The sequence below is a fragment of the Streptomyces sp. NPDC101178 genome, assembly GCF_044767965.1.
In the GTDB taxonomy this organism is placed as follows: domain Bacteria; phylum Actinomycetota; class Actinomycetes; order Streptomycetales; family Streptomycetaceae; genus Streptomyces.
The window spans coordinates 325,156-339,695 of the sequence record NZ_JBIWOZ010000005.1 but is presented as its reverse complement, the minus strand read 5'-3'; the positions used below and the strand labels follow the sequence as shown (position 1 = coordinate 339,695).

At 72.6% G+C, this 14,540-nt stretch carries 12 protein-coding genes; 5 read left to right on the top strand and 7 right to left on the bottom strand.

Annotation, left to right across the window (positions count from 1 at the left end; translation table 11 throughout):
• Positions 1-53 precede the first annotated feature (53 nt).
• Positions 54-701 (bottom strand): hypothetical protein, encoded by a 648-nt coding sequence (locus ACIRR8_RS17370; RefSeq protein WP_404064994.1) that lies wholly within the window; start codon positions 699-701, stop codon positions 54-56.
• A gap of 243 nt (positions 702-944) precedes the next feature.
• On the opposite strand from ACIRR8_RS17370, the gene ACIRR8_RS17365 reads away from it, so the two are divergent.
• Positions 945-1,475 (top strand): FxLYD domain-containing protein, encoded by a 531-nt coding sequence (locus ACIRR8_RS17365; RefSeq protein WP_404064991.1) that lies wholly within the window; start codon positions 945-947, stop codon positions 1,473-1,475.
• Between the two features lie 33 nt (positions 1,476-1,508).
• Here the strand turns inward: ACIRR8_RS17365 and ACIRR8_RS17360 are convergent, their stop codons facing one another.
• From ACIRR8_RS17360 to ACIRR8_RS17350, 3 genes are read right to left on the bottom strand one after another with little or no spacing between them, the layout of a single operon-like run.
• Complete coding sequence (locus ACIRR8_RS17360) at positions 1,509-2,291, bottom strand: enoyl-CoA hydratase/isomerase family protein (protein WP_404064988.1); 783 nt, start codon at positions 2,289-2,291, stop codon at positions 1,509-1,511.
• A 3-nt stretch (positions 2,292-2,294) separates the two neighbouring features.
• On the bottom strand, positions 2,295-2,750 hold the full coding sequence (locus ACIRR8_RS17355) for a Zn-ribbon domain-containing OB-fold protein (RefSeq protein ID WP_404064985.1): 456 nt from the start codon (positions 2,748-2,750) through the stop codon (positions 2,295-2,297).
• A 4-nt stretch (positions 2,751-2,754) separates the two neighbouring features.
• The gene (locus tag ACIRR8_RS17350; protein ID WP_404064983.1) at positions 2,755-3,903 is read right to left on the bottom strand and encodes a lipid-transfer protein; all 1,149 of its coding nucleotides are present in this window, start codon (positions 3,901-3,903) and stop codon (positions 2,755-2,757) included.
• A gap of 106 nt (positions 3,904-4,009) precedes the next feature.
• Between ACIRR8_RS17350 and ACIRR8_RS17345 the strand changes: the two genes are divergently transcribed.
• Complete coding sequence (locus ACIRR8_RS17345; RefSeq protein WP_404064980.1) at positions 4,010-5,581, top strand: FadD3 family acyl-CoA ligase; 1,572 nt, start codon at positions 4,010-4,012, stop codon at positions 5,579-5,581.
• A 177-nt stretch (positions 5,582-5,758) separates the two neighbouring features.
• Here the strand turns inward: ACIRR8_RS17345 and ACIRR8_RS17340 are convergent, their stop codons facing one another.
• Positions 5,759-5,932 carry a hypothetical protein gene (locus ACIRR8_RS17340; protein ID WP_404064978.1) on the bottom strand — a complete coding sequence of 58 codons (174 nt, stop codon included), beginning with the start codon at positions 5,930-5,932 and terminating at the stop codon, positions 5,759-5,761.
• Positions 5,933-6,137: 205 nt separating this feature from the next.
• Positions 6,138-9,092, bottom strand: a complete 2,955-nt coding sequence (locus ACIRR8_RS17335) for an AfsR/SARP family transcriptional regulator (protein WP_404064975.1) — start codon at positions 9,090-9,092, stop codon at positions 6,138-6,140.
• A 359-nt stretch (positions 9,093-9,451) separates the two neighbouring features.
• On the opposite strand from ACIRR8_RS17335, the gene ACIRR8_RS17330 reads away from it, so the two are divergent.
• Positions 9,452-10,672 carry an amidohydrolase family protein gene (locus ACIRR8_RS17330; RefSeq protein ID WP_404064972.1) on the top strand — a complete coding sequence of 407 codons (1,221 nt, stop codon included), beginning with the start codon at positions 9,452-9,454 and terminating at the stop codon, positions 10,670-10,672.
• A 199-nt stretch (positions 10,673-10,871) separates the two neighbouring features.
• Here ACIRR8_RS17330 and ACIRR8_RS17325 read toward each other — a convergent pair whose 3' ends face one another.
• Positions 10,872-11,075, bottom strand: a complete 204-nt coding sequence (locus tag ACIRR8_RS17325) for a cold-shock protein (RefSeq protein WP_003967102.1) — start codon at positions 11,073-11,075, stop codon at positions 10,872-10,874.
• A gap of 399 nt (positions 11,076-11,474) precedes the next feature.
• Here ACIRR8_RS17325 and ACIRR8_RS17320 point away from each other — a divergent pair, with 399 nt between their 5' ends.
• Both ACIRR8_RS17320 and ACIRR8_RS17315 read left to right on the top strand, forming a co-directional pair.
• Positions 11,475-12,368 carry a menaquinone biosynthetic enzyme MqnA/MqnD family protein gene (locus tag ACIRR8_RS17320; protein ID WP_404064970.1) on the top strand — a complete coding sequence of 298 codons (894 nt, stop codon included), beginning with the start codon at positions 11,475-11,477 and terminating at the stop codon, positions 12,366-12,368.
• Between the two features lie 226 nt (positions 12,369-12,594).
• Complete coding sequence (locus ACIRR8_RS17315) at positions 12,595-14,472, top strand: serine/threonine-protein kinase (protein ID WP_404064967.1); 1,878 nt, start codon at positions 12,595-12,597, stop codon at positions 14,470-14,472.
• Positions 14,473-14,540 lie beyond the last annotated feature (68 nt).

Here is a 14,540-nt window from a genome sequence, read left to right as displayed (position 1 = left end):
ACATATCCAGCCCGTCCGGCGTGTGAGGACGGAACCCTCGACACGGGGCACCGTCACCCCTCCGGCGGCCGCCGAGGCGGATGCACCGGGTCCCGGGGGTCCCCGGGCTCCGGCGCGGCCTGCGGATACGACCCCGTACGGGGGGCATGGGGATCCGGCCCCGTGTAGGGATCCACCTCCGGCTCCGGCCAGGGCGACGTGTTCGTCGACATCCCCGGCTCCTGCGTGGGCGGCCACATGTCCACCTGATCCGCCGCCGGCGCGGCGTACGGCTCCACCGGCACCCGCTCCCGCCGCCGGCGCCCCTTCATCAGCACCGCCCCGATCAGCATCAGCACGCCACCCGCGGCCGCGTTCGCCACCCCCACCCCCACCCCGTCCCCGCCCACCGTCAGCGACCCCGCCGCCTGCCCCTGGCGGACCATCCACAGGACCGTGAAGCCCAGCACCACCAGCCCCGCGAGCCCGACGACGAGCCGCGACCGCAGCATCACCCCCAGCACCACCAGCGCCGCCGCCCCCAGGAGCGGCAGCAGCATCGACACCAGCACCCCCGACTCCGTGGCGGTGATGCCTCCGAACAGGTCCTCCACCCGGTACTCCCGCCCCGTCCGGCCCCCGTACCAGTCGCGGAACGGGCTCAGCACGGCCGACGCCGCTCCGGCCAGCGCGACGAGTGAGCCGAGGATGGTGCGGATCATCGTCAGCCTCCAACGGCGTACGGCGAACACCCCCCGCACGCCCGACGCTACGCCGGGACGATCACCCCCGCCACGCGGACGCCGCCGGCCGCCCCGAGGATGCCCGGCCCCGCGGATCATGACGTGACCGTGACAGGGTCATGACCTAGGTGTCGGACCCGTCCGGCATGCTGTCGGACGAACAGCACGGGAAACGACGGCACACGACAACACACGAGGAACGACACAAGGGGGGCTGCATCCATGATGCGGCGACAGATCAAGCTCGCGGCGGTCCTGGTCGTGGTGGTGCTCGCGCTCACCGGATTCTCCACGTCCACCAGCGGCGGCAAGGGCAGCAAGAGCAAGGGCAGCAGTTCGGGCGGCGGCTGCTCCAACTCCAAGAAGGGCAACAGCGGTTACCGCCACACCGACTACGGCGACGACGACTACGACGACAACTCCGGCTCCGGATCGTCCGGTTCCACCTACGGAACCCCGACACCCACCGCCACCGACGGCCCCGCCGTCCGCGTGATCCGCTGCGCCCAGCCCCGCAAGGGCAAGCGCAAGGCGGTCACCGCGTCCGTCGTCGAGCTCCGGTCCGGCGACAGCCGCAGTCACGCGTACGAGGTCGACGTGACGTTCTACGACGGGCGCGGGAACATCGTCGACACCGCCGAGACCACCACGACCCTGGACGCCGGCGACGTCCGCAGCCTCACCGTACGGATGGAGAGCCCGCGCCGGGTCTCCGAGGTCAAGCGGTGCGAGGTGACGGCGCAGCTGCTCTGAGGGAAGGTGTGCGGGGCCCGGCGCCGGAGGAACTCACCGCACTCTCGGCTCCCCGCCCGCACCGCCCCGCCGCCCCGCGAACAGCTCCGCCTGCCGCTCCGGCCCCAGGTTCCCCAGCGCGATCAGCGCGGGCGCCTGGGCCATCGCCTGCGTACGGGCGGCCTCCTTCGCCGACCACACCGCCCGCACCGTGCCCTGCACCGCCTCCGTCGGGTACCCGGCGATCACCGCCGCCGCCCGCAGCGCCGCCGCCACCGCGCCGCCCGGCTCCGTCACCTCGCTGACCAGCCCGATCGCGTACGCCCGCGCGGCGCCGACCCGTTCCGCCGTACCCATCAGGGCCATCCGGGCGACCTCCCCGAACGGCATCCGCTGGGCCATCGCGATCGCCTCGTACGCCGAGACCATCCCGTACGTCGTGTGCGGGTCGAAGAAGGTCGCCTCGCGCGAGGCGACGATGAACTCCGCCTCGCCCAGCAGGTAGAATGCCCCGCCGCACGCCATCCCCTCCACCGCCGCGACCACCGGCTTCCACAGGTCGTTCGCCTTGGGCCCGATCCGCAGGAGGGGATCATCGACGGCGTACGGGGACGGGGGCTGCGGGACCTCCACCCCCCGGTCGATCCCGGTGCAGAAGGCGCGGGTGCCGGACCCGGTGAGAACCACGGCCCGTACCGATTCGTCGTACCGCAACTCCCGCCAGAGCGCGGCAAGTTCCCCGGCCGTCTCCAGGTCGATCGCGTTGAGCTTTTCCGGCCGGTCCAGGCAGGCGAGCGCGACCCCGCGCTCCGGGTCCCGCTCGATGCGCAGCGCCACCGCTCACCGCTCCAGCAGCCAACGGACCAGCGTGGGAACACCACTTGGGCCCACCGGGCAGAACACCGCCCGTACCGGCGCGCCGATCCGCAGCCGCGCCGGGTCCACCGAGTTCAGCGGCGCCCCGGCGGACGCGACGACGTTCCCGGCCAGCCGGATGCGCGGAGCCTCCACCAGCTCCACCACCACCGCGTTGTACGGCGCCTGTTCGGCGTAGGCGGGGAGCAGCGGCGGGTGCGGGATCACGTACGACCAGAGCCGGCCGTGCCCGCTCATCAGCCGCCACTCGCTGTCGAAGGAGCCGCAGTGCGGGCAGCACGGCCGGGGCGGGAAGCGGAGTTCGCCGCAGGCGGGGGAGGCGCAGGCCTGGACGCGCAGCTCGCCCCGGGCGGCGTACTCCCAGAAGGGCGCACCGTCCTCGTCGACGACGGGAAGCAACAGTGAATCGTTCACGGCCATGTCCTCAACTCCTCAGCAGTACGGCCGATGTCGGTACGCCCTCGCCCGCCGTGACCAGGCAGGTCGCGGCGTCCGGAACCTGGGCGGTGGACGTTCCGCGCAGCTGTTTGACGCCCTCGGTGATGAGGTTGAACCCGTGGATGTACGCCTCGCTCAGCCCGCCGCCGCCGGTGTTGACCGGCAACCGGCCCCCGGTCTCCAGCGCACCCCCCTCCGTGAACGCCCCGCCCTCGCCGCGCCCGCAGAAGCCGTAGCCCTCCAGGGAGAGCGGGACGAGCGGGGTGAACGCGTCGTAGATCTGCGCCACATCGACGTCGTCCGGCCCGAAGTCGGCCTGTTTCCAGAGCTGTCGGGCCGCTGTCCAGGCGGGTCCGGTGAGCGGGGCGCCGTTCCAGTAGTTGACCATTCCGTGGTGCTGGGCGGGCAGCCCCTGGGCGACGGAGTGCAGATACACCGGCTTCTGCCGGCAGTCGCGGGCGCGCTCTGCGGAGACGATGACGCAGGCCAACGCCCCGTCCGTTTCCAGGCAGTTGTCGAAGAGGCAGAGCGGCTCGCTGATCCATCGGGAGGTCATGTACATCTCGCGGGTCAGCGGACGGTCGTACATGATCGCGGCCGGATTCTGGTTGGCCCGGTTGCGGCAGGCGAGGGCCACGTTGAAGAGGTGGTCGCGGGTGGCCCCGTACTCGTGCATGTAGCGCCGGGCCAGCATGCCGATCTCGTCGGCGGGGCGGAGGAGCCCGTAGGGCCGGGTCCACTGGGCGGGTGTCGGCAGCTGCACGGCGGTGTTCTTCCACGGCCGGGGGCCCGACCCGCGCTTCCGCGACCGCCAGGCGACACCGACGTTCGCCTGCCCGGTGGTGACGGCGGTGGCGAGGTGGGCGAGCGTGGCACACGAACCACCGCCTCCGTAACCGGCCTTGGAGAAGAAGGTGACATCACCGGCGCCGATCGCCTTGGCGACCTCCACCTCGTCGGTCTCCTCCATCGTGTACGAGGCGAAGCCGTCGACCTCCGACGGCGCGATGCCCGCGTCGTCGAGGGCCGCCAGGATCGCCCGGCAGGCGAGCGTCTTCTCGGACTCCGGGAGCCGTTTCGCGAAGGCCGTCTGCCCGATCCCGGCTATCGCTGTCGCGTCCTTGAGCGTCACCATCCGCCAACCTCCCGCACTCCCGCGCCTGCTGACAGCGGCAGAGGCTACCGCTAATCTGACGGATAGTCAGCTAGTGCGGCGGCGGCGGCAGGAAGGCGGGCGCGTGATGCGAGACGACGAGGAGTGGGGCGACGAGGAGTGGGACTCCCTTCCAGGGCTGGTACGGGAGGCGGCGCGGCGGTACGGGCCGGTGGAGGCGGTCGTCGAGGGCCGCACCCGCCTCACGTACGCCGGACTCGGCGCCCGGGTGGAGCGCGCCGCCGCCGCGTGCATGGCCGCCGGGGTGGAGCCGGGCGACCGGGTCGCGATCTGGGCGCCGAACACGCTGGACTGGATCGTCTCCGCGCTCGGCGCGGTGAGCGCGGGTGCGGTGCTGGTCCCGCTGAACACCCGGTTCAAGGGCGCGGAGGCGGCGCACATCCTGCGCCGCAGCCGGGCCAGGCTGCTCTTCGTCACCGGCACGTTCCTGGGCACCTCGTACGTGGCGTCCCTGCGCCGGGCCGAGGTCAGGCTGCCGGACCTGGAGCGGGTGGTGGTGCTGGCGGACACGGCCCCGGAGGACTACACGAGCTGGCCGGAGTTCCTGGCGGCGGGCGAGGGCGTACCGGCCGAGTCCGTACGGGAACGGGCCGACGCCATCCGCCCCTCGGACCCCTCCGACATCATCTACACCTCGGGCACCACCGGCGCGCCGAAGGGTGCGGTGATCACGCATGCGCAGACGCTGCGCGCGTACGCGATCTGGAGCGAGCTGGCGGGCCTGCGCGAAGGCGACCGCTACCTGATCGTGAATCCGTTCTTCCACACCTTCGGCTACAAGGCGGGGATCATCGCCTGCCTGATGCGCGGGGCCACGATGGTCCCGCAGCCGGTGTTCAGCGTGGACACGGTGCTGGCGAACATCGCGGCGGAACGCATCTCCGTCCTGCCGGGCCCGCCCACGCTCCACCAGTCCCTCCTGGACCACCCGGCCCGCGGTGCCCACGACCTGACCGCCCTGCGCCTGGTGGTCACGGGTGCGGCGGTGGTCCCGCTCCGCCTGGTGGAGCGGCTGCGCGGCGAACTCCACATCCCCACGGTCCTCACGGCGTACGGCCTCTCCGAGGCGAGCGGCATCGTCACCATGTGCCGCCGGGGCGATCCGGCGGAGACCGTGGCCACCACGTCCGGCCGGGCGATCCCCGGCACCGAGGTCCGTGTCCTGGCCGGCCCCGGAGAGCCCGGGGAGATCCAGGTCCGGGGCTTCAACGTGATGACCGGCTACTTCGAGGACCCCGACACCACGGCCGCCACCATCACCCCGGACGGCTGGCTCCGCACCGGCGACGTGGGCGTCCTGGACGAGGCGGGCAACCTGCGGATCACGGACCGGATCAAGGACATGTTCATCGTGGGTGGCTTCAACGCCTACCCGGCCGAGATCGAACAGCTCCTCGGCCTCCACCCGGACATCGCCGACGTGGCGGTCGTCGGCGTCCCCGACCCGCGCCTCGGCGAGGTCGGCAAGGCGTACGCGGTCCGCCGCCGGGGCGCCACGGTGACGGCGGACGACCTGATCGCCTGGTCCCGCCGCGAGATGGCGAACTTCAAGGTGCCGAGGGCGGTGGAGTTCGTCCCGGAACTCCCGCGCAACGCGAGCGGCAAGGTGGTGAAGGGGGAACTGCGGGGGCGGAGGTAGGGCCTGCGACTCCGCTTCCGCGGGAGACCGGCCCACCCCGCACCCGCCAGAGGGGCCCGAGCCTCCCCAGGCTCGGGCCCCTCTGCGTACGACGGCCGCGACGGCTCCCCCTCCACGCCACCGTGGCCGCTCCCCCGTACGTACCCCCCGTATCCCCCGTATCCCCGTCGGGAAGGTCTACTTCTTCGGCTTGAGGGGCTCGCTCGTGGCGTGCTGGTCGCCGTTCAGGGTGGCCCCGGCCGGCTCGCCGGTCGCGTGCTGGTCCCCGTTGGTGACCGCACCCGCCGGCTCACCCGTGGCGTGCTGGTCGCCGAGCTTGGAGAGCTGGTCCTTCTTCGTGGTGTCGGCCATGGTGGTCAACTCCTTCTCTTCGTACGTGCGCAGTGGGTTGACGAGGCTCGTCCGGCTGTTCCCCCGTGGACTGCCGGACGAGCCTCTCAGGGCCGCTCACCCTAGTGGTGCGGCCGATGTCGCCCCCGTCTGCCCCCCGACGCGACGGATCGACAGCGCTGAGCATGCCGGGGCGCGATAAACGAACGATGAACGCGCCCGCCCCTCAGGACGCCGTCGTCGTCAGCAGCGACCTGACCTGCGCCGCTTCGGTCGAGCCGAGGGCGTCGTAGAGGCTCAGCGCCTCGTTCCAGCAGACCTGGGCGCGGCGGGTCTGCCCTATGCCGGCCAGGGCGCGCCCCAGCACGGTCAGGACGTTCCCCCGCCGCCAGTCGCCGCCGATGCCCCGCAGCACGGTCAGGGCCAGTTCGGCGTACTGGGCGGCCCTCGCGGGGCGGCCGGAGGCGATCTCGACCTCGGCCAGCCGGAACAGGGCCATCCCCTCCCACAGCCGCTGACGGCTGTCCCGGAATATCTCCAGCGCCTCGGTCAGCTTGTCGGTGGCCGCGGCGAACTCGCCGCTCTGGGTCAGGGCCATGCCGAGGGCGTAGCGGCCGTTCGCACCGCGCAGGGCGTGGCCGAGCGAGTCGTAGATGTCGATGCCGGACCGGGCCAGCGCGATGGCGCTGCCGGTGCGGGCCGTCGCCAGGTGGATGCGGGAGAGGTTGCACAGTGCGCTCGCCTCTCCCGGGAGGTTTCCGTCACTGCGGAACGCCTCGATCGCCTGGTTCAGGAAGGCCTCGCCGTCCTCATGGCGGTTGTGGTAGAGCGCGATGATCCCGCGGGCGTTGGCCGCCCAGCTGCCCGCCAAGAGGTCCTGGGCGGTCTCGGCCAGCTGCATCGCCTCCGCGGCCTCCCGCTCCGCCTGGTCGAACCGGCCGGCCAACTGGTGGGCGTTGGCCAGCGACATGACGGCACGGCTCTCCGAACGGGGGTCGCCGCACCCCCTTGCCGCCTCACGCACCCGCACGGCCGCCGCCTCGTACTGCTTGGCATTCGCGCCCGACTCGCCCAGGTCCAGCGCGGCGTACAGCAGGTCCACCGCGCGCCGCAGCGTGGCCGGCCGGGCCACCTGGCGTACGCAGGCGAGCAGGTTCGTGGCCTCCGAGTACAGCCAGTCCAGCGCCGCGTGCCGGTCGCCGAAGGTGAGGCCCGGGTGGTCCGCCGGCTCCAGGTGGTCCACCAGCCGGTCGCCCGGCCGCTCCAGCGCGTACACCCCCGCCGCCGTGGCCAGGTAGAAGTCCAGCAGCCGCGAGAGCGCCGTCTCGCGCTCCACCGGCGGCTGTTCGTCGCGCTCGGCGCACGCACGCGCGTAGAGGCGTACGAGGTCGTGGTAGCGGTAGCGGCCCGGTGCGGCCGACTCCAGGAGCGAGGTGTCGACCAGCGCCTCCAGCAGGTCCTCCGCCGTGTGCGGCTCCAGGTTGAGCAACGCGGCCGCGGCGGCCAGCGAGATGTCCGGGCCGTCCGCGAGGCCGAGCAGGCGGAAGGCGCGGGCCTGGGCCGGTTCCAGCTGGCCGTAGCCGAGTTCGAAGGTGGCCTTGACCGCGAGGTCGCCCGCCTGGAGCTCGTCCAGCCGGCGGCGCTCGTCCGCCAGCTTGGCGGCGAGGACGGAGACCGTCCAGGTTCGGCGGGCGGCCAGCCGGGAGGCGGCGATGCGGATGGCGAGGGGGAGGAAACCGCAGGCGGCGACCACGTCCAACGCCGCCTCCCGCTCCGCGCCGACCCGTTCCGCGCCGACGATCCGGGTGAAGAGCTGGAGCGCCTCGTCCGGCGACATCACATCCAGGTCCACCAGATGCGCCCCGGCCAGGTCGACCATCCGCACCCGGCTCGTCACCAGCGCCGCGCACCCCGGCGTCCCGGGCAGCAGCGGGCGGATCTGGGCCGCGTCGTGGGCGTTGTCGAGGAGGACCAGGACCCGGCGGCCGTCCAGCGTCGAGCGGAAGAGCGCGGCCCGCTCGTCCAGCGTGTCCGGGATCGCCGAGTCCGCCGTGCCGAGCGCCCGCAGGAACGAGCCGAGCACCGTCTCCGGCTCGGCCGCCCGCGCGCCCGCGCCCTGGAGGTCGACGTAGAGCTGTCCGTCCGGGAAGTGCGGGCGGGCCTGGTGCGCCACGTGGACGGCGAGCGTCGTCTTGCCGACACCGCCGATCCCGGCCAGCGCGGAGACCGCCATCACCGACCCCTCTGCGGTGGCGAGCTGCGCGCCGAGATCCCGCACGAAGGAGTCCCGGCCGGTGAAGTCGGGCACGGTCGCCGGAAGTTGCGCGGGCTTCAACGGCGCGGGCACCGACGCCGGTTCGTCCGCAGGACGGGCCAGCTCCTCGTCGGCCCGCAGGATCCGCTGCTGGAGCTGGGCCAGCTCGGGGCGCGGGTCGACACCCAGCTCCTCGGCGAGGAGCCGCCGGGTGTCCGCGTACACCGCCAGCGCCTCCGCCTGCCGGCCGCTGCGGTACAGCGCCACCATCAGCAGCTCGCGCAGCCGTTCGCGCAGCGGGTGGGCCGCGGTGAGCGCGGTCAGCTCGGAGACGGCCTCCGCATGGCTGCCCACCTCCAGGTCCAGGTCGAGCCGCGCCTCGGTGAGCTGGAGACGCCACTCCTCCAGCCGGGTGCGCTGGTTCTCCGCGTACGGCCCCGGTACGGACGCCAGCGCCTCGCCGTCCCACAGGCCCAGCACCTTGTTGATCAGCGTGCGCGCCTGGAGCCGGTTCCCGCCGGCGCGCGCCTTCTCCGCCTCGACCGCCAGATCCTGCGCCAGCGTGAGGTCGAGCGCCCCGCGCCCGGTCCGGAGCGCGTACCCGCCGGATTCGCTGACCAGGGTCTCCTGGCCCAGGATCTTGCGGAGCCGTGAGGCGTACGTGCGGATCGTGGCCTTCGCCTGCGAGGGCGGGTCCTCGCCCCAGAACGCGTCGATCAGCTCGTTCGCCGTGGCCGTCCGGCCCTCGCGCAGGAGGAGAGCGGCGAGCAGCGCGCGCTGCTGCGGTGAGCCGGAAGGGAGCGCCTCGGCGCCGCGCCACGCCCGTACGGGGCCCAGGACGGTGAACCTGAGGGAGTCGGCGGCCCCCGGTTGTTCCGGAGCGCGCTGCTCCGGTACGCGCACGCGTGGCCCGCGGTCACGGTCCATTGATGCCCCCTGTCCTGCTCGCCTGCCGGCCCGGCCTCGTCAGCGGGTCCTGCCGGTGGTGCCCGTCTCCGTATGTCCCGCCCGTCACCGCGCGTCGGTCCGCCTGCGCGTCGGTCCGCCCGCGAGTCCGTCGACGTGCGGTGTGCCTCCGGATTGCTCGGTACCGCTGGTATCGCGCTCAACAGTCTGCCTTGTCGCGGGCGGGCGCGTCAGCAGTGGGTGACGCTCTGCACAAGCCCTCGACAACGATTCGGGAACCGAGGCCGTGCCCCATCCGTGCCGGCTTCCGCCGCCGCTTCCGTGCACGCCTCCGTGCACGCTAGCTGACGGTTCGTCAGATCAGCGCTACCGTGGAACGCATGGAGACCTTCCCGAAGATCATCTCGGTGGACGACCACACGGTGGAGCCCGCTCATGTCTGGCGGGACCGGCTCCCGTCCAGGTACGCGGACTCCGGCCCGCGCATCGTCCGCGCACCGCTGAAGGAAATGACCTTCATGGGCGGAAAGTTCGCGCCCGTGATGGGCGCGAAGGGCGACGACGGGCCGGTGGGCGACTGGTGGGTCTACGAGGACCTGCACCGGCCGCTCACCCGCCTGGACACCGCCGTCGGCTATGCCAGGGACGAGATCAAGCTGGAGATCATCACCTACGAGCAGATGCGTCCCGGCTCCTTCTCGGTCCCGGACCGCCTCGCCGACATGGACGTCAACCACGTCCAGTCCGCGCTCTGCTTCCCGACCTTCCCGCGCTTCTGCGGCCAGACGTTCACCGAGGCGAACGACCGCGAGCTGGGGCTGCTCGGGGTGCGCGCGTACAACGACTGGATGGTGGAGGAGTGGTGCGGCCCCGAGGCGCACGGCCGCCTCATCCCGCTCACCCTCGTCCCGCTCTGGGACGCGGAGCTGGCCGCCGCCGAGGTCCGGCGCAACGCGGCGCGGGGCGTGCGCGCGGTGGCTTTCTCCGAGATACCTCCCCATCTCGGACTTCCGTCCATACATACGGACGAGTGGGATCCGTTTCTCGCCGCCTGCGACGAGACCGGGACCGTCATCGCCATGCACATCGGCTCCTCGTCGAAGATGCCGTCCACCTCCGCCGACGCCCCGCCCGCCGTCGGCTCCACCATCACCTTCGCCAACTGCTGCTTCTCGATGGTCGACTGGCTGATGAGCGGCAAGTTCGAGCGCTTCCCGAACCTCAAGATCATGTACGCGGAGGGCCAGATCGGCTGGATCCCGTACATCCTGGAACGCGCCGACGTCGTCTGGGAGGAGAACCGCGCCTGGGGCGGCGTCGCCGACAAGGTCCACCGCCCGCCGTCCGAACTCTTCGCGGACCACGTCTACGGCTGCTTCTTCGACGACGCCTTCGGCCTGAAGAACCTGGACGCGATCGGGGTGGGAAACGTCCTGTACGAGACGGACTACCCGCACTCCGACTCCACCTGGCCCAAGTCCCGCGAGGTCGGCGAGGCGCAGATGGGCCACCTGGCGCCGGACGTCGTGGACCGGATCGTGCGCGGCAACGCGATCGAGCTGCTGGGGCTGACGGAGGACGGGCTCTGGGCGGGGCCGTAGAGGCTGTGGGTGCGGGGAGGGGTGCTCCTCCCCGTACCGGCGGTCCCACCCCACGCCTTCACACGGGGTGAAGGTCAAGCGGCCGCCGGGCGCGGATCATGGACCGTATACAGGCAGGAGCCCCGTTCCTCCGCCGAGACGGGGGAGCGGGGCTCCTTGGGTGCTGCTATGTGCGGCCGCGATCGGCCGACCCGGGCAACTAGGCCGGGGTGACGTTCTCAGCCTGCGGACCCTTGGGTCCCTGAGTGACGTCGAAGTTCACGACCTGGTTCTCCTCGAGGGAGCGGAACCCGGACGCGTTGATCGCGGAGTAGTGAACGAAGACATCCGGGCCGCCGCCGTCCTGGGCGATGAAGCCGAAGCCCTTTTCAGCGTTGAACCACTTGACGGTTCCGGTAGCCATAAGCCCTCCTTGGGCCAAAGGGTTGCCCTGCTCCAGAACCTGCAAACAAGTCTGAAAACTACAAAAGCCTGCGGGTTACATGCTCCGCAGGCTCTGTACTGCAAGGGAAACCAAACTGCAACTTGCGGGCGAGCCTAGCACGCGGTCTCCGGAGAGCGGTAGAGGGAAAGATCACTTCACCCGGACGTTTGATCGGCCCGTCGAGCGGCATCGCAGGCCTTCGGCCCCGGCCCTCAAAGGCGCCTCCGCGGTACGCCCGGGGAGGCCTCGGCGAACCGCCTGGAGGCGCTTCGGCGGTACGCCCGGAGACGTCCCGGCCGTCCGCCCGGAGGTGCCCTGCCCGTCCGCCCGGGACGCCCCGGTGGTGCTCGCCGTCGGCGGCGGGTCTAGCCTCGCGATGTGGACAATTCAACCGTCTCAGCCAGCGAAGCCTCGGCCAGTGAGGGCGACGACCGTCGTAGCCGGCCCCGCGTCGGCCACATCCAGTTCCTGAACTGCCTGCCGCTCTACTGGGGCCTGGCGCGTACGGGAACCCTGCTCGACCTGGAGCTCTCGAAGGACACCCCGGAGCGGCTCAGCGAGCAGCTGGTCCGGGGTGACCTGGACATCGGGCCGGTCACCCTCGTGGAGTACCTGCGCAACGCCGACGACCTGGTGGCCTTCCCGGACATCGCGGTCGGCTGCGACGGGCCGGTCATGTCCTGCGTGATCGTCTCGCAGCTCCCGCTGGAGCAGCTCGACCGGGCCCGGGTCGCGCTCGGCTCGACCTCGCGCACCTCCGTACGCCTGGCGCAGCTGCTGCTCGCCGAGCGCTACGGGGTCCGGCCCGACTACTACACCTGCCCGCCCGACCTCGGGCTGATGATGCAGGAGGCGGACGCGGCCGTCCTGATCGGCGACGCGGCGCTGCGCGCCAACCTGCACGACGCGCCGCGCCTCGGGCTCCAGGTCCACGACCTGGGCCAGATGTGGAAGGAGTGGACGGGGCTGCCGTTCGTCTTCGCCGTCTGGGCGGCCCGCAAGGACTTCCTGGCCGCGCACCCCGAGACGGCGGCCAAGGTGCACGAGGCGTTCCTCGCCTCCCGGGACCTCTCGCTGGAGGAGGTCGCCAAGGTCGCGGAGCAGGCGGCGCGCTGGGAGGCCTTCGACGCGGAGGTGCTGGAGCGGTACTTCACGACCCTGGACTTCCGCTTCGGCCCGGACCAGCTGGCCGGCGTCCGCGAGTTCGCCCGCCGGACCGGCGCGGACACCGGGTACCCGGCGGATGTACGCGTGGAGCTGCTCGGCGGCTGAAAGGGCGAATTCCCTTTCCGGTTCCGGGGCAGGGCAATTGGGGGAGGGGCTGCCGAACAACGCATTCGCGCCTTTTCCCGGGGCGAAATCATCCCCTCCTGCCCGGAGACAGGGGGAATGGTCCAGCCGTTTCCCGGTGACCGCGCCGGTGGCGCCCCCTAGGCTTCGGTCCGAGTCCGGACCGACCGCAGGACTCCCAGCCACACGGTTCTCAGGGGGAGCGCATATGCAGCCGCTGGAAGCGGGCGAACCGCACACCATCGGTGCCTACCGGCTGCTCGGCAGGCTCGGCGCGGGCGGCATGGGCCGGGTCTACCTCGGGCGCAGTGCCGGCGGGCGCACGGTCGCGGTCAAGGTGGTCCACCCGCACTTCGCGCTCGACGAGCAGTTCCGCGCCCGGTTCCGGCGCGAGGTGGAGTCCGCGCGGCGCATCGGCGCGCAGTGGACCGCCCCCGTCCTGGACGCGGACCCGGACGCTCCGGTGCCCTGGGTCGCCACCGGTTACGTCGCCGGGCCGCCGCTCTCCCAGGCGATCACCGAGCACGGGCCGCTGCCGGAGCACGCGGTACGCACCCTGGGCGCCGGTCTCGCCGAGGCCCTCCACGTCGTCCACGGCCAGGGCATCGTCCACCGCGATGTGAAGCCCTCCAACGTGCTGCTGGCCCTGGACGGCCCCCGCCTCATCGACTTCGGCATCGCCCGGGCCCTCGGCGCCACGGTCTCGCTCACCTCCACCGGTGTCTCCGTCGGCTCACCCGGCTACATGGCGCCCGAGCAGATCCGCGGCCGGGACGTCTCCGGTGCGGCGGACGTGTTCTCGCTGGGCGCGGTCCTGGCGTACGCGGCGACCGGCGCGGCCCCCTTCTCCGGCGACTCCTCCGCCGTACTCCTCTACAAGGTGGTCCACGAGGAGCCGGAGCTGGGCGACCTGGAGGGCGAGCTGCGCGAGGTGGTCGCCGGGTGTCTGGCCAAGGACCCGGACGCGCGGCCCGCCCCGGCCGACCTCGCCCGCACGCTGGCGCCGGACGGGGCGGCGGCGATGGTGGCGGCGGGGTGGCTGCCGGGCCGGCTGGTGGGCGAGGTCAGCCGGTCGGCGGTGGCGCTGCTGGACCTGGAACCGCAGGACGCGCCGACGGGCTCGGGCCCGGTGCCGTTCAGCAGCGCGTCGCTGGGGGCGGGGTTCGGCGGTGGACCGGGCGCGGACCCGCACGAGGGCCCGGGCCGCGATTCCCGTACGGGACCGGGCGCTGACCCTCGTACGGGATCGGGCTCCGACCCTCGTACCGGCCCCGACAGCTCCACAGGATCCGGCCTCCTGGGAGTCTTCGGTCCGCCGCTCGTCCAAGCACCCGACACCCCGCCCCCGCCCGGCGTGCCGCCCAGCGTCGGGCTTCCCGGGCAGCGGCCGCACGACCCCCGGTTCTCCGTCACCGTCAGCGCCGACGCGCGGACGAGCACGGGCGCGGGCACCGGCGCGGGTACCGGCTCCGGCGCGCGCCGGAGCCGCCGGGTGAGCTGCACCGTGGCGCTGGCCGTGGCCGGCTCGTTCGTGGTCGTCGCTCTCGGCTCGGGCCTGCTCGACGGCTTCTTCCCGGGCGGGGACGCGGACGGGCGCAAGGGAAGCGACTCCGCGGCCGGCACCCCGTCGCCGTCCGCCACCGCCAAGGCCTCCCAGGACCCGGCCCCGGCCACATCCGGCTCCGCCGGCGGGGAGGAGCCCGCCGTGAGCGAGCTGCCGGAGGCGTTCGTCGGCACCTGGGAGGGCCCGCTCACCGAGAAGACGACCGGTCAGCCGCACGGCACGCTCACCGCGGCCTTCACCGAGGGGAGGAAGGGCACCCAGGTCGTCCGGATGTCCACCACGATCTCCCAGCTCGGCGTCACCGTCACCTGCAACAGCGTCGGCACCCTCACCTCCGGCACCGCACGCGAGCTCAAGGTCCGCGAGCGCACCGACCCGGAGCGCCCCAGCACCCCGGGCCTGTGCACCACCACCGAGGCCGACCTGGTCTTCCGCCTCGCCGACGACGGAACGCTCGGCTACCGCTCGGAGGAGCGCGGCGCGGGCCTGCCGTACGGCGACCTCACCCGGTCCGGCGGCTGACGGCGCAAGGGGCTGGCGTACGCTGGATCGGTCCGAGGATCCTCAAAAAACCGCCGAAAGGTGACAGC